General features: G+C 66.3%; 14 protein-coding genes and 1 tRNA gene. 4 read left to right on the plus strand and 11 right to left on the minus strand.

Going from position 1 to position 20,012, the window contains the following annotated elements:
• Positions 1-79: 79 nt before the first annotated feature.
• Together JS533_RS02755 and JS533_RS02760 are read left to right on the plus strand one after the other, a co-directional pair.
• Positions 80-1,987, plus strand: coding sequence for a glycosyl hydrolase 115 family protein (locus tag JS533_RS02755; RefSeq protein ID WP_241513009.1), 1,908 nt, complete (start codon positions 80-82; stop codon positions 1,985-1,987).
• 523 nt (positions 1,988-2,510) lie between these two features.
• Positions 2,511-4,289 carry a rhamnogalacturonan acetylesterase gene (locus JS533_RS02760; RefSeq protein WP_241513010.1) on the plus strand — a complete coding sequence of 593 codons (1,779 nt, stop codon included), beginning with the start codon at positions 2,511-2,513 and terminating at the stop codon, positions 4,287-4,289.
• 144 nt (positions 4,290-4,433) lie between these two features.
• Here the strand turns inward: JS533_RS02760 and rpsI are convergent, their stop codons facing one another.
• The 6 genes from rpsI to JS533_RS02790 form a co-directional block, all read right to left on the minus strand.
• Complete coding sequence (gene rpsI / locus JS533_RS02765) at positions 4,434-4,925, minus strand: 30S ribosomal protein S9 (protein ID WP_219058482.1); 492 nt, start codon at positions 4,923-4,925, stop codon at positions 4,434-4,436.
• Between the two features lie 21 nt (positions 4,926-4,946).
• Positions 4,947-5,396 carry a 50S ribosomal protein L13 gene (rplM, locus tag JS533_RS02770; protein ID WP_241513011.1) on the minus strand — a complete coding sequence of 150 codons (450 nt, stop codon included), beginning with the start codon at positions 5,394-5,396 and terminating at the stop codon, positions 4,947-4,949.
• A gap of 328 nt (positions 5,397-5,724) precedes the next feature.
• The gene (gene malQ / locus JS533_RS02775; RefSeq protein WP_241513012.1) at positions 5,725-7,890 is read right to left on the minus strand and encodes a 4-alpha-glucanotransferase; all 2,166 of its coding nucleotides are present in this window, start codon (positions 7,888-7,890) and stop codon (positions 5,725-5,727) included.
• A 237-nt stretch (positions 7,891-8,127) separates the two neighbouring features.
• The gene (locus tag JS533_RS02780) at positions 8,128-8,847 is read right to left on the minus strand and encodes an AbrB family transcriptional regulator (protein ID WP_241513013.1); all 720 of its coding nucleotides are present in this window, start codon (positions 8,845-8,847) and stop codon (positions 8,128-8,130) included.
• A gap of 75 nt (positions 8,848-8,922) precedes the next feature.
• Positions 8,923-9,561 (minus strand): IMPACT family protein, encoded by a 639-nt coding sequence (locus tag JS533_RS02785; RefSeq protein WP_241513014.1) that lies wholly within the window; start codon positions 9,559-9,561, stop codon positions 8,923-8,925.
• A gap of 11 nt (positions 9,562-9,572) precedes the next feature.
• Positions 9,573-10,991: a CapA family protein gene (locus JS533_RS02790; RefSeq protein WP_241513015.1), complete on the minus strand. Its 1,419-nt coding sequence runs from the start codon at positions 10,989-10,991 to the stop codon at positions 9,573-9,575.
• A 762-nt stretch (positions 10,992-11,753) separates the two neighbouring features.
• On the opposite strand from JS533_RS02790, the gene JS533_RS02795 reads away from it, so the two are divergent.
• Positions 11,754-12,059, plus strand: a complete 306-nt coding sequence (locus JS533_RS02795; RefSeq protein WP_241513016.1) for a hypothetical protein — start codon at positions 11,754-11,756, stop codon at positions 12,057-12,059.
• A 57-nt stretch (positions 12,060-12,116) separates the two neighbouring features.
• On the opposite strand, the gene JS533_RS02800 is transcribed toward JS533_RS02795, so the two are convergent.
• From JS533_RS02800 to JS533_RS02815, 4 genes are all read right to left on the minus strand, one after another.
• The gene (locus tag JS533_RS02800; protein ID WP_241513017.1) at positions 12,117-15,350 is read right to left on the minus strand and encodes a CAP domain-containing protein; all 3,234 of its coding nucleotides are present in this window, start codon (positions 15,348-15,350) and stop codon (positions 12,117-12,119) included.
• 52 nt (positions 15,351-15,402) lie between these two features.
• Complete coding sequence (locus tag JS533_RS02805; protein WP_241513018.1) at positions 15,403-15,747, minus strand: hypothetical protein; 345 nt, start codon at positions 15,745-15,747, stop codon at positions 15,403-15,405.
• A 341-nt stretch (positions 15,748-16,088) separates the two neighbouring features.
• Positions 16,089-16,176, minus strand: a tRNA-Ser gene (locus JS533_RS02810).
• 115 nt (positions 16,177-16,291) lie between these two features.
• Positions 16,292-17,227, minus strand: a complete 936-nt coding sequence (locus JS533_RS02815) for an EamA family transporter (protein WP_241513019.1) — start codon at positions 17,225-17,227, stop codon at positions 16,292-16,294.
• 204 nt (positions 17,228-17,431) lie between these two features.
• Between JS533_RS02815 and dinB the strand changes: the two genes are divergently transcribed.
• Positions 17,432-18,721 (plus strand): DNA polymerase IV, encoded by a 1,290-nt coding sequence (gene dinB / locus JS533_RS02820; protein ID WP_241513020.1) that lies wholly within the window; start codon positions 17,432-17,434, stop codon positions 18,719-18,721.
• Positions 18,722-18,746: 25 nt separating this feature from the next.
• On the opposite strand, the gene dapC is transcribed toward dinB, so the two are convergent.
• Complete coding sequence (gene dapC, locus JS533_RS02825) at positions 18,747-19,916, minus strand: succinyldiaminopimelate transaminase (protein WP_241513021.1); 1,170 nt, start codon at positions 19,914-19,916, stop codon at positions 18,747-18,749.
• Positions 19,917-20,012 lie beyond the last annotated feature (96 nt).

Below are 20,012 nucleotides of genomic sequence, written 5' to 3' on the forward strand. Positions count from 1 at the left end.
CGGCGGCATCGCATGTCGCCACGGAAAGCCGCACGAATACAACCACACGACAAACCATACGAAAGGAACGGCTGTCATCATGAGCGTCATCATCAACGCAACCACACGCATTCTTGCGGACGGGGACCGTCTCTCCCCCGCCGTCGCGACCGCCGCCGACGCGGTGCGACGCGACATCGGCTACGTATTCGGTCCGCGCGATGTCGGCAACGTGGCCGACGGATCGTCCGTCGCGACCGCCGCACACGACGATCCGCAGTCGCACGACCGTCCGGCCGCGGACATCGTCGTGCGCGTCGACGGCACGATGACTGCCGAACGGTATCGCGTCACCGTTGATCCGTCCGCAGACCGGGTCGTCGTCGACGGCGCGGACGATCTCGGCTGCATCTACGGACTGTACGCGATCAGCCGCGACTGGCTCGGCTTCGAGGATTTCTGGTTCTGGAACGACCAGCGGCCGGCCCGTCGCGCGCGGCTGGAGCTGTCCGACGACGCGACGCTCGTCTCCAGTCCGGCCGCGGTGCGCTACCGCGGCTGGTTCGTCAACGACGAGGTGCTTATCGCCGCGTGGAACATCGACAATGACAACGAACGCACGTGGTGCATGGTCTTCGAGACGCTGCTGCGCGCCGGCGGCAACCTGGTCATTCCGGGTTCCGGGCAGAACATGGCCCCGCACTGGGATCTGGCTCGCGGCATGGGCCTGTACGTGAACCAGCATCACGCCACGCCGCTGGGCGCCCGGCTGTTCGCCGAGGCGTATCCGGGCGACCGGCCCCGCTGGCCGGAGGACAAGCCCCGGTACGAGGCGCTGTGGCGGGATGCGATCGCGCGTTTGCACGGTGCGAAGGTGGTGTGGACGCTTGGTCTGCGAGGCAACTGCGACGGCCCGTTCTGGGTGGACGATCCGCGGCACGCCACCGACGAGGACCGCGGGCGGGTGCTGTCCGAAGCGATGCGCGACGAGTACCGGCTGATCCGCGAGGCCGACCCGCACGCCCCGGTGAGCGCGTACCTGTACGCCGAATCGCTCGACCTGTACCGCAAGGGCCTGCTCGACCTGCCGGACGACGTGATCAAGATCTGGGCCGACAACGGCTACGGACGCATGATGGTGCGCCGCAGCGGCGACTGGGATCCGCGCACGCCGGCCATGCCGCCGGCCGACGACACCGGCGCGAACGGCATCTACTACCACGCGTCGTTCTTCGACCTGCAGGCCGCGAACCATATCACGCCGATGCCGGAGTCGCCCGACGACATCGCGCGCGAGCTCGACACCGTGCTGGAGCACGGCGGCGACTCGCTGTGGGTCGTCAACTGCTCGAACGTCAAGCCGCATACGTTTGCGCTCGATCTGATCGCGCGCATGTGGCGCGACGGGCAGATCGGCGGCATTCCGGCCGGTTCCGACATTCCCGGCATCTCCGGTGCACCCGTTGCTCCCGACGCCCCCGCCGTTCCCGACGCCTCCGATGCTCCCAAGACCACGGCGGCGGCTGGCTCATCGTCGTGCAAGGCCGGCATCCGGCCCGCGGTCGACCGACTGCTGCTGGACTACGCGCGGCGCTACTACGGCGGCGAGCACGCGCCAGCCGTAGCGCGGCTGTGGCGCGGATACTGGGATGCGGCCGCGAGCTACGGTCCGGAATGGGACCAGAAGTGCGGCGAGCAGCTGTTCACGTACGTGCCGCGCATGATCGCCACGCATTACCTGTCCGGCGAGCGCGGCAGCGAGAACGATCTCAAGTGGCTGCATGACGGCGGTTCGCCGATCAACTCGGCTTTGTGCAGCGTCTGTGCGACGCGGCGGCACGGCGGTACGCCCTATTGGCCGCGCGCTGCGAACGCACGGCGCTGGATGCCGAGTTCGGCGCGGAGATCGACGGCACGACGGCCGATCCAGCAACGGACGGCAACGCGAAGTCCGGTCCCGTCACGAAAGCCCTCGGCGAGGCCGACGCACGGCTCGTCCCCTCCCTGATCCCCGACAACGGCGCCCACGCCGCGCGCCTGATCCGCGACACGGTCGGGCTGTATGCGGCGGTCTACCGCGACTGCGCGCGCGGCACGTCGCTGGCATGCACGGCCGTCAGGGAGGCGCTTGCCAACGATTTCAAGCACGCGTTCTATCATGCCGGGCTCGCCCGTGAACGCTTCCTTGCGGCGGACGCGGCGATGCGCTCGCGTGAGCATGACGTGTGGCAGGGGTTCTGGGCGAACGATTGCCTTGCGGACGTGAAGTTCTCCGGCCAGGTCATGGCCGCGCTCATGTCGTATCTGCGCAACCGCGGCGACGGCCCGCACTACTACGGCTGGAAGCACGAGTTCTGCTACGCGCCGCAGTGGCGCGACGTGATCGTGGTGCTCAACATGGAGAACCACGAGTCCGACGACGAGATCTTCCAAGCCATGAAACGCGCGTGGGACGAAGACAGGACCGTCGGCGGCGTTCCGGAGAACCGATGACCGCCGCGGAGGAGACGGAGACGACCATACAGCGGACCATGCGCCGCGGGAAAGGGGATGCGATGTTCCATCGTTGTTTTGCGTTCACGGACGCACCGGCTGCGGACCATGCCGTTCGGGTATCAGACGGCGACGACTACGACGCCGCGCGCGGATACGGCTGGATCGGCGAGCGTTCGCGCCGCAACGACCTGATGCTGTCGAACGCGGAGATCGCGGGCGGATTCATGCCGTCCGACTCGCCGGATGCCTCGTCGAGCGCCCCGCCGGTCGCACGCGGTTTCGCCGTGCATGTGCCGAACGACGGCAATTATCGCCTGTCGCTAACCGTCGACGCAACACGTATGGACGCGACGGTCGACGACGAACTGGTCGTCTACGTGCAGGAGCGGCGGCTGGTCTACCGCGGTCCGGTGCCATCCGACGGACGTCTGCCGGACGTCGTCGCGAACGTCGGCGCGTTCGTGCCGGACGCGATCGGCACGCTCGTCGATCACCGGCTGCTGGTCGTGACCGTCGTCGCACGGCGGCCGATCGTCACGTCGCTGGACGTGCGGTCGGCAAACGTTCCCACGATCTTTCTCGCGGGCGACTCGACCGTCACCGACACGACCGCGCGCCTGCCGCTCCGGTTCGGCGAGTCGCACACCGGCTGGGGCGCGTCGCTACCGGCGTTTCTTGACGCCGGCGTCGCGGTGGCGAATCATGCGAGGTCGGGGCTGAGCACGACCATGTTCCGCAACGACGGCCATTACGCGCCCGTGTGGCGTGCGATGCGCGCCGGCGATGTCCTGCTGCTGCAGTTCGGCCACAATGATCAGAAGGACCCGCAGCTGCGTGCAAACGATGGCTATGCGGACCAGCTGGCGCAATTCATACGCGAGGCACGTACGGCGGGCGCGTATCCGCTGCTGGTGACGCCGCTGGCACGCAACACGTGGACGCCGGACGGCGCATACGCCGACCTGCTGGCCGATTTCGCGAACGCCTGCATTGCGCTGGGACGTCGATTGCACGTGCCGGTGCTCGACCTGCACCGCGTGTCGATGGGGTTCATCACGGCGATCGGCGTGGAGGGCGTCAAACCGTACTTCCGTCCCGGCGACGTGACGCATACCAACGAGTTCGGCTCGGCTCTGGTGGCCGGCGCGGTGGCCCGGCTGCTTGCGAACGTGTGCTCCGATCCGTCGCTGCCGCGGGCGTATCGCGATCTGGCCGCGCATGTGACGGCCGGATTCGGCCCGTGGCCGCCGTACGTTCCGTCGTACAGCACTTCAGCCGGCACGTCGGACGCCGCTCCGATCGTCACGCACGTCGACCAGTTTCTGCGGCCGTACGATCCGCTGGCCGACGTGGCGAACGGCGACGATGCGGACGCGCCGCTGACCCGCGAGCACGCGGTCGCGATCACCGTCGACGTGGCCGGACTCGTGCCGGTGAACTATTACGACGGCGGGCTCGCGGACGTGACCGCGGACGATCCGTACGCGTTCCGGCTGCAGAGCGCGCTGATGAACGGGCTGATCCCGTCGTCCATGCTGCGCGACGACAACCGCGCCGGGACGCCCCGACTGCATCCGCATGCACCGGTCGATCTGGAGGAAATGCTGGTACTGGCCGTGCGCGTGTGGCTCACCAAGCACGTTGCCGGCCCGATCCCGGCCTGCTCATACGACGGCGCGTGCAATCCCGCGAATCGTCGCACCATCCGTCTGGCCTGCGCGCTCGGCCTGCTCTCCACCGACGGCTCCGACGATCTTCAATCCCCCGTCACCGCGCGGCGGGCCGCCGATCTGCTGCGCCGGCTGCGCGTCTGAATCTGCGCATCTGCATCCAACACTGCAACCACTGCAACCCAACACGAACGTGTCGCGGATATAGCGAAAGCCCCTCGCCCCGAACGGTTGAGACAACCGAACGGAACGAGGGGCTTTTGCGAACAGCGGCAAAGCCGCAAAGGCTTAACGCTTCGAGAACTGCGGAGCGCGACGGGCCTTGTGCAGACCGGCCTTCTTGCGCTCGACGACGCGGGCGTCGCGGGTCAGCATGCCGGCCTTCTTCAGGGCGGCACGGTTCGCGTCGCGGTCGATGGAGTTCAGCGCGCGGGCCACGCCGAGACGGATGGCGCCGGCCTGGCCGGTGGTGCCACCGCCGTCGACGAGGACGACGACGTCGAACTTGCCTTCGAGCTTGAGCAGGACGATCGGGGAGTTGACCTCACGCTGCTGCAGCTTGGACGGGAAGTATTCCTCCAGGGTGCGGCCGTTGACGGTCCACTTGCCGGTGCCCGGGATCAGACGCACGCGGGCGACGGCTTCCTTGCGACGGCCGGTGCCGTAGCCCGGGGCGATCGCGGAAGTACCGGTGCCAGCGCCGGCGTTGGTCTCGGTGGTGTACGAGGTGAGCTCCTCCTCGGTTGCCTGAACCGCGGAGTCGTTGGTGTTTTCAGCCATGATTCTCTATCTCCCTTCGGTTCACTTGGCCTGCTGCGAGACCTGAGCGATCTCGAAGACCTGCGGCTTCTGCGGGGTGTGCGGGTGCTCGGCGCCACGGAAGATGTGGAGACGATCCAGCTGCACCTTGGACAGACGGTTCTTCGGCAGCATGCCCTTGACGGCAGCCAGGATGATGCGCTCCGGCTTGTTGGCCAGCAGCTCGGCGTAGGAATCGCGACGCAGGCCGCCCGGGCGACCGGAGTGCGAGTAGAGTTCCTTGCCCATCTTGTTGCCGGTCAGAGCGATCTTGTCGGCGTTGATGATGATGACGTGGTTGCCGGAATCGGCGTGCGGCGCGAAGGTCGGCTTGTTCTTGCCGCGCAGCAGCACGGCGGCCTGAGTAGCCAGACGGCCGAGCACGACGTCGGTCGCGTCGATGATGTACCAGTCGTGAGTCAGATCAGCTGGCTTCGGAGTGAAAGTTTTCACTGGTGTACCTTTTCTTGACTATTGTGTTCCGGGTTTCGGCTGCTCGGCCGCGCACTTGGTTAGGGCACGCAAGACGAGAGGCTTCGACCTCATTATCCGTGGGCTCCCTGAAAGTCCTCGGTGGCGAGTGGGAAAGCGCTTTGAAGGACCCCTTAGGGAAACACAACAATCCTCTAGTATATCGCGCACCTTGACATTCATTCCGGGCGTGTCTTGCCGTCCGGCACCCGCGACGGCCCCATGAAACGGCTGACGGGCCGGTCGGGATGTTCTCCCGACCGGCCCGTCAGCCATGGGTCTTCCGCGACAGTCGCGTGATCGCCGCGCGTCAGTCGTTCATGATCGCGGCGAGCTGCTGCAGCTTGCTGTTGTCGAACAGCTCCTCGAGCGGCACGACGTTGAGGTGCTCGTCGGCCAGCGGGATGCGCCAGTTCGGATACTCGTTGTTGGTGCCCGGCTGGTTCTGCGCGCGCTTCTCGCCGACGGCGTCGGTGATCGACGCGGCCAGCAGCTTGCACGGCGAATCCTGCAGCGCGCGGTACATGGCCTGGATGATCTTCCACTCGTTGGCCTGCTCGTCGGTCAGCAGCGACTCGTCCAGATAGCCGTTCTCGACGAGCATCTGCATCATCGCGCGGTGTTCGGCCTGCGCGGACTTCTCGAAGTCCTCCTTCGGGCCGGTGAGCAGGCCGAGCTGCTCGCGCAGCTTGACGTGCTCGTACTCGAGATAGCCGGCCACCGGCGGCAGGTCGTGCGTGTTGACCGAGGCGAGCGCGTACGGGCGCCAGTCGGCGGGCGCGCGGAACTTGCCTTCGAACTGCTCGAACCATTCGACCGCGCAGCCGAGGATGCCGTGCGCGGACAGCGAGTCGGCCACGTACTCGGGGACCACGCCGAGGTCCTCGCCGACGACCACGCCGTCGACGCGCGACGCCTCGAGCGCGAGGATGCCGAGCATGATGTTCGCGTCGTAGTGCACGTAGGTGCCGTCGGTCGCGGACTTGCCGGCCGGGATCCACCACAGGCGGAACAGGCCGAGGATATGGTCGATGCGCACCGCGCCGGCCTTGGCGAACATGCCGTGCACCATCTCGCGGTACGTGCGGTAACCGGTGCGTTCCAGATCGATCGGGCTCAGCGGCGGCTGGCTCCAGTCCTGGCCCTGCTGGTTGAACATGTCCGGCGGGGCGCCCACGGTCGCGCCCTTGGCGAAGCGTTCCGGATACCACCACACGTCGGCGCCGAGCGGATGCACGCCCACGGCCATGTCGGACATCACGCCGATGCGCATGCCGGCGTCGCGGGCCGCGCGCTGCGCGTCCTCGAGCTGGTCGACGGCGACCCATTCCATCCAGCGGTAGAAGTCGAGCGTGTCCGGGTACTGCTCACGCAGCGCCTTGACCTCGGGCGAATCCTTGGTGTAGGTCTTCTCCCAGTTGCCGTCCTCGCCGGTGGGGGCGCCCCACTTGTCGTAGCACAGGCACCAGGTGGCGTACGCCTCGAGCTCGTCGCCCTGTCCGGCCTTGTACTCGTCGAACGCGGCCTGGCGCTCCTGGGAGCGGCCGGCCTTGAAGATGAGCCACAGCGCGCCCATCTTGGCGCGCCACATGGCGTCGCGGTCGATGAGCTGGGAGTCGCCGTTGAGCGGTTCGACCTGCGAGCGCAGCTCGTCGACCTGCGCGGCCTGCTCGTCGCCCAGCAGCCCGAATTCCTCGATGGATTCGGGACGGATGTACGTGAAGTTGACGAAGCGGCGCGACACCGGCAGGTACGGCGACGGGGTGAGCGGGGAGACCGGCTCGCCCGCGTGCAGCGGGTTGACGAGGATGAAGTCGGCGTCGGTCTTCTTCTTCGCGCCGACGAGCATGGTCTTGAGGTCCTCGTAGTCGCCCACGCCCCACGATCCGGCGGAGCGGATCGAATACAGCTGGGCCATCCAGCCCCACAGGTGGCCGGACTTCATCTCGTCGAGCAGCGGGACGCGTTCGGGCGCGCTGATGAGCACGGCGTCCTGCGTGCGCTTGCCGACGGTGACGTGCAGCGTGTGGTAGCCGACCGGCAGGTCCTCGGGCAGGTTGACGGACGCGGTGGCGATGAATTCGTCGTTGATGACGTACGCCTGCGAGCCGTCGCCCGCGCCGATCTCGATCTTGCCGGCGTATTCCTCGCCGTTTTCGAGCGTGATGCTCGCGGACGGCACGGTGAGGATCGGCGTGTTGACGAGCACGGAGTCGCTCTTGCCCGCGATGTGCAGCACGGTGGGCGGCACGAGCCGGGTGCGGCGCTCGTCGAGCACGCGCTTGATGGATTCGTCGATGGCCTCGTCGGTGGAGGCCGCGATGCCCAGTGCGGCAAGCACTGCCACCAGGACATCATCCTTGATCTCGTGGTAGTCGTTCGACATACCGACATAGCTCGTGGCCACGCCGACAAGCTTTGCAAGACGGATCAGCGGGCGCGCCAGTCGTTCGGCACTTTCGGTTCTCTCTGTCATACTCCATAGTGTATGACCTGGTATGGGCCGCCACGCTACTCAAAACACGCAAAAAGTCGCGCGGAAACCAATGTTAACCTTCACGTTCCTTTCGTCCGCGTCCGCCCCGACGAACCATGCGGGCTCCGGGGCGGATGCGGGCGGCGGGCCGCCGCGGAGCCCGAGGCGTCCGCAGGAGGGGACGGGCTGGCCCGTGCGGCGGGGCGGCCGCCGCTACGTCACTGCCAGCGTTTGCAGTCAGCCGCGCCGCTTCGCCGCGGCCTTCGCCACCACCGGATCGGGGTCTCCCGCCAGCCGCTCCAGGGTCTGCGGCGCCGTGTTCGGATTGAGCGCCACCGCGCGGCGGACCATCGACGTGAGCACGGCCGGCGCGTCCGGCTCGCTCTCCACGCCGAACCGGCTGAGAAAATCGAGCGTTTCCGCGTCGACGTCCGCATTCTGGGCACCCTCGAGCCGCATCTTCCACGACGTGCGCCTGTTGCGCAGCGCGACGTCGCGCACCTCCGGCACCGGATCCTTGGTGAGCCGGCCCACCAGCCAGTTCTTGTCGTCCGTGTTGGCGGCCACGGCCTTGCGCACGTTCGCGTCCGCGTCCACCGACAGTTTGACCAGCACGTTCGGGAACGGCATCGTCTCGGCGAGCATGATGCGGTCCTCGACCGGCGTGTGCGGATTGCCGGCCACGGCCTCGAGCAGTGCGGTCGCGCGCGAGAACGCCGCCTGATCCGACTTGTCCGGCAGCGGACGGCGCGCGAACTCGGACAATTCGGCCGAATCGACGGAATGGCGCAGACGCTCGTAGGTGGCGGTCAACGGCTCGAAATCATCCGGCACGGCGTGCGGATCGGCTTGGGAAGGCGCATCCTGACCGGGCTGATCGGGCTGATCCGCCTGCCGCGGCTGGTCTTCGGACTGTCCGGCGTCCACGGGGGCCGCGGTTTCGTTCTCATCACTCATGCGCACCAGCATAACCCGGTCCGCGGTCCCGGACGCGACCGATCCCAACGCGGCCGGGCACAACGACGCGGCCGTTCACAACGCGACCGGCCGGTTCACCGTATCGAGCGGCTCCGGCACGACGGCCGCATTGAACGTCTCCCGCACGCGCGCCTCGAAATCGGCCGCACGGTCGGCCGGCACCGCGGCACGCAACGTCACGCGATCCGTGTATGTCTCGTCGTCCGCCAGCCCGTCGCAGTCGGCGAGCAGACGCTGGAACTGGGCGAGCTGCGGGTACTCGAGCCGCACCGCGTACCGTGCGCACGGCACGATCCGCGCCAGACGTGCCGCCTTGACCGCGATCGACGCGCCGGTCGAATACGCGCGGATCAGCCCGCCCGAACCGAGCAGGATCCCGCCGAAATACCGGGTCACCGCGACCACGCTGTCGGTCAGCCCGTTCTGCCGCAGCACGTCGAGAATCGGCTTGCCGGCCGTGCCGGACGGCTCGCCGTCGTCGCTCATCCGCTCGACCAGACGTCCGTCCGAACCGCCGCACACCGCCGCATACGCGACGTGACGCGATTTCGGATGCCGCTCGCGGATCGTTTCGACAAACGCGAGCGCCTCGTCGAGCGAGTCGATGTGGCAGGCGTCGCCGATGAACTCGGACTTCTTCTCGACGAACGAATCGTGCGCGGGCTCGTCCGCGGTGTTGAGGATGGTCTGCATACCGGTTCAGCCTACTCGCCGGACTGCTGTTTCGCCGACTGTCGCGTCTGCCGCGCCGCCCGCTCGGCGGTGATGTCCCACTCGCGCACGACGTTGCGGTCCGCGCCCATCGCATAGATGACGTTCGCGATGCGCTCGCGCACGGCCGCATCCTGCGTCTCGCTCCAGCAGGTGCCGTCGGGATGGTCGGCGGCGAGCGAGCACCACTGGTACCTGCCACGCGTCTCGTTGGCGCTGGGCGTCCAGTCGATGCGGGTGACGCGCCACGTGCCGGCCCGTCCGCGTTTGCCAGCGAACTGGATGCGCGCGGTGACGCCCTGGTTGTTGACGATCGTCTCCGGCGTGTCGGCCGATTCGGTGACGGCGTTGCCGAGACCGTAGAGGATCCACGTGCCGTTGTAGTTCTCGATCGGCTGCGCGCAGTGGCAGCCGGCACCGTAGATCACGTCGAACGCGCCGGTGTCGGCAAGTTCGTGCGCCTCGGACTGCTGCCACGAGTCGGCGTAGTCGAGATACTCCTGCACCGAATGCATGGCGATGGCGACCACGTCGGCGCCCTGCTCGCGCGCGGCCTTCGCTTTGGCGACGGCCTTGTCGATGTCGGACCGGTGGTTCGGATCACCGGATTCGCGCAACCGGTCGACCTGCCAGTCGTGGTCGGCCACCTGTCCGTTGAGCGAAACGGTTCCGGTGACCAGGCCGAGTTTGCCGCCGCCGGTGGGAGAGTCGATGACGAGCGGCTTGGTCGAGTCCTCCTCGGTTTTGTACGAGCCGGTCTGCGCGATGCCGTCGGCCGCGAGCGTGTCCCACAGGCGGGCGATGCCGGCCGCGCCCTGGTCCCACGAATGGTTGGTGGCGTGCGTGCAGGCGCGGTAGCCGACGTTGGCGGCCGCGTCGGCGACTTCGGGCGGGATGTTGAAGACCGGGTAGCCGCTGTACGGGCCGCCGCGCCGGGCGATCGGCGTCTCGAATTCGCAGATCGCGATGTCGGAGGCGTCGATGTACTTGCGCATCGGTTCGAACAGGCCGGCGAAGTCGAAGGCGGTGCCGTCGGTGGCGGCGGGATTGACCGCGTACTGGTTCCACAGGCCGGGGTGGAACAGCAGGTCGCCGTTGACGAGGATGGAGATGCAGTCCGTATCGGGGCAGTCGGGCGAGTTGCCGTGATGCTCGGCGACCGGCGTAGGTACGGCCGTGGATTTGTTCAGCGTGGATGAACCGCCCGTGCCGGCACCCGCGTTGCCGTTTACGGTCGACGATGAGGTCCGCGACTGCGGCTGCGCTTGCGTCTGCCGGCCGCCGGAACCGAACCAGCCGTTGCGATTGACCTGACCGGCGACCGCCCAGCCGATCGCGCAGATCAGCGCGACGGCCAGTACGATCAGCGGCTTGACCGGCGACGAGATGACGGACGGACGGCGGCGACGCATGGCGTGACGCGCATGCGCGGGACGTCCGGTTTGATCATTTGCCGGCTCGTTCCGATCAATCGACCGTCCATCGTGATCATGTGGTCGTTGAGTCCGCCGTATGGCTTCCCGGTGGTCCATGACGCACCTCATCTTCTTCTCTGGCGGCGTATCCGTCCGTTCCGTCCATGGCACGTCGCATCCGCCCTTCTTCTTGCATCCCAGCCTACCGACATCCATCGCACATGCCATGAAACATTCCTGTATCCTCGCGTTTCGGCGTGTACGGGCTTGTCGGTCACGGCCGTTGCGCGGTCTCGGCATCGCATGTCGCGCGATGTCGCGGCTGTGCGTCGTGCGGACATGCAGTAGCGCACGATCCGCCAATCCGGATGCAGGTACGTGACGCGTCGTCGGGACGCGTGCGATGCATTGTCACAACAATCGTTTGACGTGACATTTTCTTGATTTTTGTCTCAGAAATCAGACGCCGTTCTTGGCGTTTCACCGCGCCAAACCGGTAGAATAAACCCCGGAGACGGACGGACAAGGGCGTACCTCCGGCTCCGCTTACTACGTAGTCAACGCCCTCGCGAACGGCCGACATGCGTCAGCTTCGCGTCACGGACCGCCGGATATCGCGATATGATTCATCTTGCAACCTTTGTTGGTTAGGGGCGTAAGCCGGTAATCAACGTTAAGGCCCGATGCTGCTAACGTCGGGCCTTTTCTTATACCGGCTTGCGCCGGTCGGCCTGGCAAGCCGACTACACCGACCTACCTATGAGCACGGAAGCGTTCTGGGCACTACGACGCCAGCTACGTAAATATCTCGAGCAGCAGGCCCGCCGGATCACGGACCCACGCAAACGAGGCCATGCCATCGCGGCGACGCGCCGGATGCTCAAACGCCCCCTCACCGGCAAAGACCGCGAACAACGGCAATGGGCGGATGACAACGACCTGCCATTCCTACCAGTCTCCGCGTTCATGGGCGTCACCGCATGGCTCAACCCACAGGAACAACGAGAACTGGTCGAACGACTTGCCGCCGAACACCCGCATCAGATAGGACGGTCCGCACGGTAGGCATGACGAAGGGCCCCACGCAGCACGCGCGGAGCCCTTCACTCTTTTCCTTGGAAGCTACTTGACGGCGAGGTAGCCGACGCCTTCGTCGTTCCAGCCACGCTGGGCGAGCGTGGTCTTCTCGGCCTTACTCACGGTGAACAGATGATCGCCGTTATGCGCGTTGTACAGACGATACACGTCGTTCGACCCATCCCTGTCCTCCGGGGCAAGGAACGCGACGCCCTCGTACTTCCAGCCGGCCTTCACCAACGCCGCCTGCTCAACCTTGTCGGTGGTGAACATGTGCTTGCCGCCCACACGGTAGTAGCGCTTCACCTCAACGCCGTTCTCCTTGGCGGCCTTGAAGCCCACGCCCTCATACTTCCAGCCACGGGCCGACAGCACGTCACGTTCCACCGCGTTCGCCGTATAGAAATGCTCGCCGGTATGCGGATTGTACAGACGATACACATCCTGCGACACCACCTCAGGCTTCGGCGTCGGGGCCGGCTCAGGCTCCGGAGTAGGAGTCGGCGTGGGGGTAGGCGTCGGATCGGGATCCGGGGTCGGAGTCGGATCAGGATCCGGCTTCGACGGCGTCAGCTCGTCCACCTTCTTCTGCGCCTCCTCCTCGGCCTTCACCGCGGCCTGCAACTCGTCCTCGGCCTTGGCCACCGCCTCGGACACCTTCTTCGCGACCAGATCATCCAACGCCTTCTGCGCGGCCTGCTGACCCTGCCTTGCGGCCTCCAGCTTCGCGTTCGCCTCATCCAAAGCCTTCTTCAGATTCAGCACATCCTCACTACCCGAAGCCTCCACCAGCTTCGCATACGCCGCATCAGCCTCCTGCCACACAGCCTTCTTCCCGTCGGCATCGGCCTGTAGCACAGCCTGCTCCTTACGCAACGCCGCAAGCATGTCATTGCCCGCGGCCAACGCATCAGCGGCAAGCTTCGCATTCGACTCCGCCTTCGCCTCGGCGGCCGCGGCCTTCTGGTAATCGGCCGTCAACGCATCGGCCACGTTACGCAGATACGAAAGCTCCACGAGCGCGTTGTTCGCGTCACTCCACTCGTTATCCGCCTTCGTCGCAGCCTCCGCCGCGGCATTGGCCGCGACGGTCTTGTCGGCCAGCGTCTTGCTCGCCGCGGTCGACGCGTCGTTCAGTTTCGTGGACTCCTCCGACTTCGCCTTCACCTCATCCGCCAGCTTCGCCTCGGCGGCCGCGGCCTCGTCATACGCCTGCTGCAGCTTGGCGATCTCCTCCGGCGACGGCGGATCCACCGGCTTGCCCGCGGCAGCATCCTCATACGCCTTCTTCGCCGACTCGACCACCTTCAACTGATCGGCAACCGCCTGCTCGGCCTTCTCCTGCGCGGCGACCGCCTCGTCAGCGGCCTGCTGCTTCTGCGAAGCCGTCTCGGCGAGCGACTTCGCCTCTGCTTGCGCCTTATCGGCATCCGACTTCGCAGTCGCATACGCGGCAACTGTATCCTTCTTCGACTGCTCCCACGAATTGATCGCATTCAGGAAATCAGTAGTCGTCGCATACACCTTCTGCTCGCCGGCGGGCAGGTGTCCACCCCAATATTCGCTCAGGAAGTTCTGAGTGTGGTATTGATAGTCGCCCGCATTACCGCCAACCGCAAAACCGGTCGTCGTATAAGAGCGATTGACAATATTAAGATAATGGCCAGTTTGCGTCTCCTGTTCATTGCCTTCTATCCCGTGATAAACCGTGGGATAATTTGTAGCAATGTAGCTGGCATCATATCGATGCGCTTCGAGATCAGAATTCTTGCTGGCATACTCGTCAAAGACTTTCTTTTCATCGTCATACCAAGCCGGAAATGCACTGTTACCGGGATATGTGATTGCGATATTCTCGCCGGTCTCCCAACCTTCGACTTGTGGGTGGTCGAATCCGTTGTGCTGGATCGCCTCATTATCGGCGGCAGAGGTAAACATCAGGTAGTCGGACACCTGAAGTTCCGGCAAGTTGTTATCCTTGCGGATCTGATTGAAATCATCAATATACGACAGGCTCCTACGTACATTCGACAGGCTGAAGGAGCTGCTGTCGCCCGAACTGATCCAACCGTCCTGCACCCACTTCTGGAACGTCTTATCGTTGTTCATCAGGTTCTTCGCAGCTTCGGAGCCGTTCTCGTCAAGGAAGCCAAGCAGCCCCTTGTCCAACTGGGCCTGAGCCGTGTCCGCGGCCTGCTTCTTATCCGCAATGGCAGCCGTGGCGGCATCGGCGGCCTTCTGAGCGTTATCGGCCTCCGTCTTGGCATCATCGGCGGTCTTCCGCGCCGACTCGGCCTCCGTCTTCGCATCGGCGGCAGCGGTCTGCTTGGACTCGTAATCCCGCTGCGCCTGCTCATACGCCTGCTTGAGCGTGGCGAGGCTCTCGGACGCCTTCGCCTCGTCCAAAGCCTTCTTGGCTTTATCGGCCTTGGCCTTGGCGGCCTCATGCTGATCCTGCAGGTCGGCAAGCTCCCGAGACGCCTTCCTGGCAGCCGACGACGCCGCATCGGCCGCCTTTTGGGCGTCCTTCTTCTCCTGCTCGGCCGTCGTGGACGCCTTCTCCGCGGCCTGCCATGCGGCGTACAGCTCGTTCACCTTCTGCTGGCCGGCCTCCACGGCCTCCGTGGTCGCACCGGCCTTCTGCGCGGCGGCTTCCGCCTCATCGGCGGCCTTCTTCGCCTCCTCGGCCTTCGCTGTCGCATCCGCCAGCGCCTTGTCCGCCGACTGCTTCACCTGCTCGAGCACAGCCACCTTGGCCGCCTCCGCCGCAACCTCCTCGGCCTTCGCGTCCGCCAACGACTGCGCTTTTTCGTACGCCGCCTTCGTATCCGCCGCGGTCTTCTGAGCGGCGGCCAGCTGCTGGGGATCAATGCCCAACTCGGCGACCTTCGCGTCATACGCCTGCTGTGCCTCGGCAACAGCCGTCTCGGCAGCCTGCCGCCCGGCCTCGGCCTCGGCAAGCGCATCGGCCGCGGCCTTCACGTCGGCATCATCCTTGAGATCATCGACGGTCAGCTTCTTCGCCGCCTCCAGGGCGGCGGTCTTCTCCGCAACCAGCTTCTTCGCAGCCTCCAAGGCGGCCTGGGCCTGCGCCAGATCATCACCCGCCACGGCCACAGCGGTAACGGCCGGACTCGGATTCGTTTCGGCCGCGACCGCACCCGGCGTCATCGTGGCCACCGCCACCAAAGACGCCACACCAACAGTCGCCACCCTCGCGACGGCGGACGCATCAAAATCATGGTCACGCTTCAAAACACCACTGCTGTGCTGAGCCATAGGTCTCTCTCCCTACAACAAACCCCTCCTCCACCAGAGGGGAACCATACGTTTACTGATACCCCCCCCCCGAAGACACCAACAGATCCGTCAACGTCTCGGCCTTCACCGCGTCCGGCAGCACGCTGAGCACCGTCACACGCCGAGCGGTCGGCAGCTCACGCAGCACGGCCGCACGCTCGGCTAACGGCATGGCAGCGAGCACGCCGGCGAGCGCCACCAGATCACCACTATCGGCGTCCGTGTTCACGTCCGCCTGTCGACCGTCCATCTCGGTCGATCGTTCGGGCTGCGATTGTTCGTTCGTGGTGGCGCCCGCAGATACGGCGGCGTCCATGCGGTCTATGACTTCGTTCAGGTGATCGCCGGTGGTCTGGTAGACGCTGGCGACCGACATGGACGTATGCCCGCCCCTGTCGCATGACTTCGCTTGCGGCGGTCTTCCAGATCGGTGTCGAGTCGTACAGGTTTGAACGTATCCCACCAACGTTGTACGTCCTTGGGCTTGATCGCCGTCTGCCTGACCATTTGTCGTCTCCATGCTGCCGTGAGGGGTACATATGCCGGCACACCGGCTTCGATACCCCTCACGGTACCCGCAACATACCCTTCATCACGCGCCGTCACGCACCTTCGCGCAAACCGCCGGCGAGCGCCGGAATGGCTTGATATCGGCGTTATTCCGCTGTTTCTGGCATGAAAAAAGGGTTTCCGGGAAGTACCGGAAACCCTCACTTGCGGAGTCAGAGGGATTCGAACCCTCGAGCCGTTAAACACGACTAACACCTTAGCAGGGTGCCCCTATCGGCCACTCAGGCATGACTCCACTGTTTTGCCGCTCAGCGGCGCAACAGCATGTAACTGTACCATCTCCCGCCGGACAAAACACCGGGCGACACGAAAATCGCAGGAAATCATTCCACATGCAGCTACTTCGGCAGTTACTTCGCCGGCGCCTGATCCCCCGAGAACGTGACGATCACGGCGACGATCACCAGCGCCACGCCAACGCACTCCCACACGCTCGGGATCTCGCCGAACGCAAGTCCGATGCCGACCGCGACGGCCGGGTTGATCGACTGCATGACGGAGAACGCGCCGGATGTGGTGCGCCGCATGACGATCTGGTCGGTCATGTACGGGATGAACGACGCGAACGTGGCGATGAGCAGCAGCAGGCCGAGCAGCTTCCACGCGCCGCCGGGCGCGGCCGCCCACGTCGCGCTCGCCTTGGGATGGATGACGTGTTCGATCGCGCCGGGGCCGAGGAAGACCGTCTGCGCTAGCCAGCCGATGCCGATGGCGACGCACAGGTTGTCGAGCGAGTTGCCGCGCGCGGCGATCCGCCGGCCAAGCACGATGTAGACGCCCCACATCGATCCGCCGACCAGCACGGCGATCAGGCCGATCAGGAACCGTCCGCCGCCGGCTCCGGCGAGCGAGACGCCGGCCAGCAGTACGACGCCGCATGCGGCGATGACGATGCCGAGCCGTTCGCGCCAGCTGCGGCCGGTGATCACGGCCACGCTCAGCGGTCCGATGAATTCGATCGCCACGGCGATGCCCATGTCCATGTTGCTGATCGCCACGTAGAACATCGTGTTCATCAGCGCCACGGCGAGTCCACAGCCGGCCACCACGGCCCAGCCGCGCGCGTCGTGCGGCAGGGCGGCGCGTTTGGCGGCGCGCCACGGCCGCCGCCAGGCGAGCATCATCAGCGTCATGAATCCGACGCGGTACCACACGGCGTACAGCGGGTCGAGCTGGGTGAACGCGACTTTGGCGATGGCGGTGGCGAGGTAGATCATCACGGCCTCGCCCATCACGACGACGAACACCGGCACCCGGTTGAGCAGGTCCAGAATTGCTTTCTTCACGAGGTTCCAGCCTACTCGGCGAGCGGCAGCGCATCGCGGACGGGCGGGAATTTGGCTCGGGACGGGACCGTGGGCGCTTCCGGACGGCGAACCCGCGGCACGACCGCAACACCACCAACGGCACCACCAACGGCACCCACCCCCTCGACTCCCCCACGACACGCGAATCGAACGTTTGTTCTAAGCATCCTGTATGGTAATGGCATGAGCACTGCACCGAGGCTGGCCGCCGCCAAGCGAGATTGGGGGCACGACGAGACCGGATGCACTGTGCTGCACATCGACATGGACGCGTTCTACGCTTCGCTCGAGGTGGCGCGTCACCCGGAGCTCAGGGGCCAGCCCGTCATCATCGGCACCGGCCCGCGATCGGTGGTGTCCGCGGCGAGCTACGAGGCGCGCCGCTACGGCGTCAATTCGGCGATGGCGTCGGCCCGCGCGCGCCAGTTGTGCCCGAACGGCGTGTTCCTGCCGGTCGACATGAAGTACTACCGCATGATGTCGCACCGCATCTTCGACGAGGTGTTCTCACGCGTGACCGACCGCATCGAGCAGGTGTCGGTGGACGAATGCTATATGGACGTGTCCGCCGCGTTGCTGCGGTGGGATCGTCCGAGCGCGATCGGCGCGTGGATGCGCCGCGAGGTCGCCTCGCGCTACCACGTCACCTGTTCGGTGGGCATCGCCGCGAACAAGCTCGTCGCGAAGATGGCGTCCACGAACGCGAAGCCGGACGGCATGCTGCTGATTCCCGTGTCCCGGCATGCCGAGTTCGTGCAGATGATGCCGTTGCGCGGCATTCCCGGCATCGGCCCGGCGTTGGAGAAGCGGCTGGTCGCGTGGGGCGTGAATTCGGTGGCCGATCTGGCCGCGATGGGCGAGGACGCGCTGGTGCGCGCGTGCGGCGGGTCCGCGACGCTCGCGCACGGATTGTATTTGGCCTCACGCGGATTGGACGAGCGCGTCGTCGCGCCGCGCGCGCAGGAGAAGTCGGTCGGCGCGGAACGCACGTTCGACGAGGATACGCGAGACATGCGCCGCGTGTGCGGACTGCTGCGGTGGGCGTGCGACGACGTGGCGTCCACGTTGCGCCGGCGCGGTCTGATGGCGCGCACGGTGACGGTCAAGCTGCGGTTCGCCGATCTGACGTATATGACGAAGGCGCACACGATGGAGAAGCCCGTGGATACGGCGAGTGCGCTGTATCCGCAGTGCGTGGCGTTGCTGCGCGCGATGATGGACGTGCCGCCCGCTGCCGGCGAGGATATTTCGCTGTCTCGCGAGATTCGCCTGGCCGGCATGAGCGCCAGCGGTCTTGTGGAGGCCGCCGGCGCGGTGATCCAGCCCACGCTCGACGATCTGCTCGAGGAGGCGGACGCCGATGACGCCGCAGCCCCGGCTCCCACCAAGGCGACCCGCCTTCGCGAGGCCGAGCAGGCGCTCGACGCCGTGCGCCGAAAATACGGTGTCAAGGCCGCCAGCCTCGGCCTGTAGCGGCCCAGGCAGCAGGCCGTAAGATTCAGCGCGCGAGCCGCTCCGCCGCGTCCGCGATGGCCCGGTCGGAGGCGGTGGCGGAGAAGCGCAGGTATCCGGGCGCGCCGTAGAATTCGCCCGGGCTGGCGATGATGCCGATTTCGGCGAGCGCGGCCATGTCCTTCCAGCAGTCGCCGGACTTGGCCTTCACCCACACGTACAGCGCGCCGTCGGGCATGTTGGTCGCGTATCCGTAGGCGCGCAGCGCGCTCACGAGCGTGCCGAGCCGGTCGCGGTAACGGTCGTGCTGCGCACGCACGGACGCGTGGTCGCGCAGTCCGGCGGCCATCGCGGCCTGCACGGGGCCGGGGATGATCTGGCCGATCTGCTTGCGGTAGTCGATCATCGGCGTGACGAGCGAGGCGTCGCCGGCGATGAACGCGGTGCGGTAGCCGGCCATGTTGCTCTGCTTGCTGAGCGAATACAGCACGAGCACGCCGTCGGCCGTCCCGCCGCACACGTCGTCGGCGAGCGCGCACTGCGCCGGTACGATGCCGTCCAGCCCGGCCGTCGCGCCATCCGCGCGCCGGGCGGCGTCCGCGCTCCCCCACGTCATCAGCGCATAGCATTCGTCGGACAGCACGACCGCGCCGATCGCACGCGCGGCCGTAACGATCGCGGCCATCTGCGCGGCCGTCAGCGTCTCGCCGGTCGGGTTGCACGGCGAGTTGACCCAGATCGCGCGCACGCCGGGCACGTCGCGCCACGAGTCCACGTCGGCAACGTTCGCAACCTTGAGCGTGCGCGCGCCGGCGAGCTGCGTGCCGATCTCGTACGTCGGATAGGAGACGGCCGGCTGGACGACCACGTCGCCGTCGCCGAGGTGCAGCAGCGACGCCATGAGCGCGACGGCCTCCTTCGAACCGACGGTCGGCACGACGGCCGCGCCGACGGCGGCCAGGTCGACGCCGCGGCAGTCGCGGAACCAGTCGTCGATCGCCGTACGCAGGTCGGCGGTGCCGATGGTCGCGGGATATCCGTACGCGTTCGGATCGTTCGCCGCGTCGGTCAGCGCGCGACGCACCGAGTCGGGCACCGGGTCGACCGGCGAGCCGACGGATAGGTCGATCATGCCGCCGAACGCGGCTTTTGCGGTGCGTTTGTAGCCGGCGATGCGTGACCAGTCGTACGGCGATGCGAACGTATGAAAACCCATGATGATCCCTTTGGTTGGCTGGATTGGCGCGATGATATGAGAAAGGCCGCCGCGCGCGGCGACGGCCTTCTCAGACTCGGCGAGCCGAATCGGCTC

Source organism: Bifidobacterium amazonense (genome assembly GCF_018555435.2).
GTDB lineage: Bacteria > Actinomycetota > Actinomycetes > Actinomycetales > Bifidobacteriaceae > Bifidobacterium > Bifidobacterium amazonense.

Bases quoted from the DNA above. Each gene is read 5' to 3' on its own strand.
- JS533_RS02785 (WP_241513014.1), bottom strand. From the start codon at position 9,561: ATGCAGACCATCCTCAACACCGCGGACGAGCCCGCGCACGATTCGTTC.
- JS533_RS02800 (WP_241513017.1), bottom strand. From the start codon at position 15,350: ATGGCTCAGCACAGCAGTGGTGTTTTGAAGCGTGACCATGATTTTGAT.
- JS533_RS02795 (WP_241513016.1), top strand. From the start codon at position 11,754: ATGAGCACGGAAGCGTTCTGGGCACTACGACGCCAGCTACGTAAATAT.
- JS533_RS02760 (WP_241513010.1), top strand. From the start codon at position 2,511: ATGCGCCGCGGGAAAGGGGATGCGATGTTCCATCGTTGTTTTGCGTTC.
- JS533_RS02780 (WP_241513013.1), bottom strand. From the start codon at position 8,847: ATGAGTGATGAGAACGAAACCGCGGCCCCCGTGGACGCCGGACAGTCC.
- JS533_RS02805 (WP_241513018.1), bottom strand. From the start codon at position 15,747: ATGTCGGTCGCCAGCGTCTACCAGACCACCGGCGATCACCTGAACGAA.
- rpsI (WP_219058482.1), bottom strand. From the start codon at position 4,925: ATGGCTGAAAACACCAACGACTCCGCGGTTCAGGCAACCGAGGAGGAG.
- malQ (WP_241513012.1), bottom strand. From the start codon at position 7,890: ATGACAGAGAGAACCGAAAGTGCCGAACGACTGGCGCGCCCGCTGATC.
- dapC (WP_241513021.1), bottom strand. From the start codon at position 19,916: ATGGGTTTTCATACGTTCGCATCGCCGTACGACTGGTCACGCATCGCC.
- JS533_RS02790 (WP_241513015.1), bottom strand. From the start codon at position 10,991: ATGCGTCGCCGCCGTCCGTCCGTCATCTCGTCGCCGGTCAAGCCGCTG.
- JS533_RS02755 (WP_241513009.1), top strand. From the start codon at position 80: ATGAGCGTCATCATCAACGCAACCACACGCATTCTTGCGGACGGGGAC.
- dinB (WP_241513020.1), top strand. From the start codon at position 17,432: ATGAGCACTGCACCGAGGCTGGCCGCCGCCAAGCGAGATTGGGGGCAC.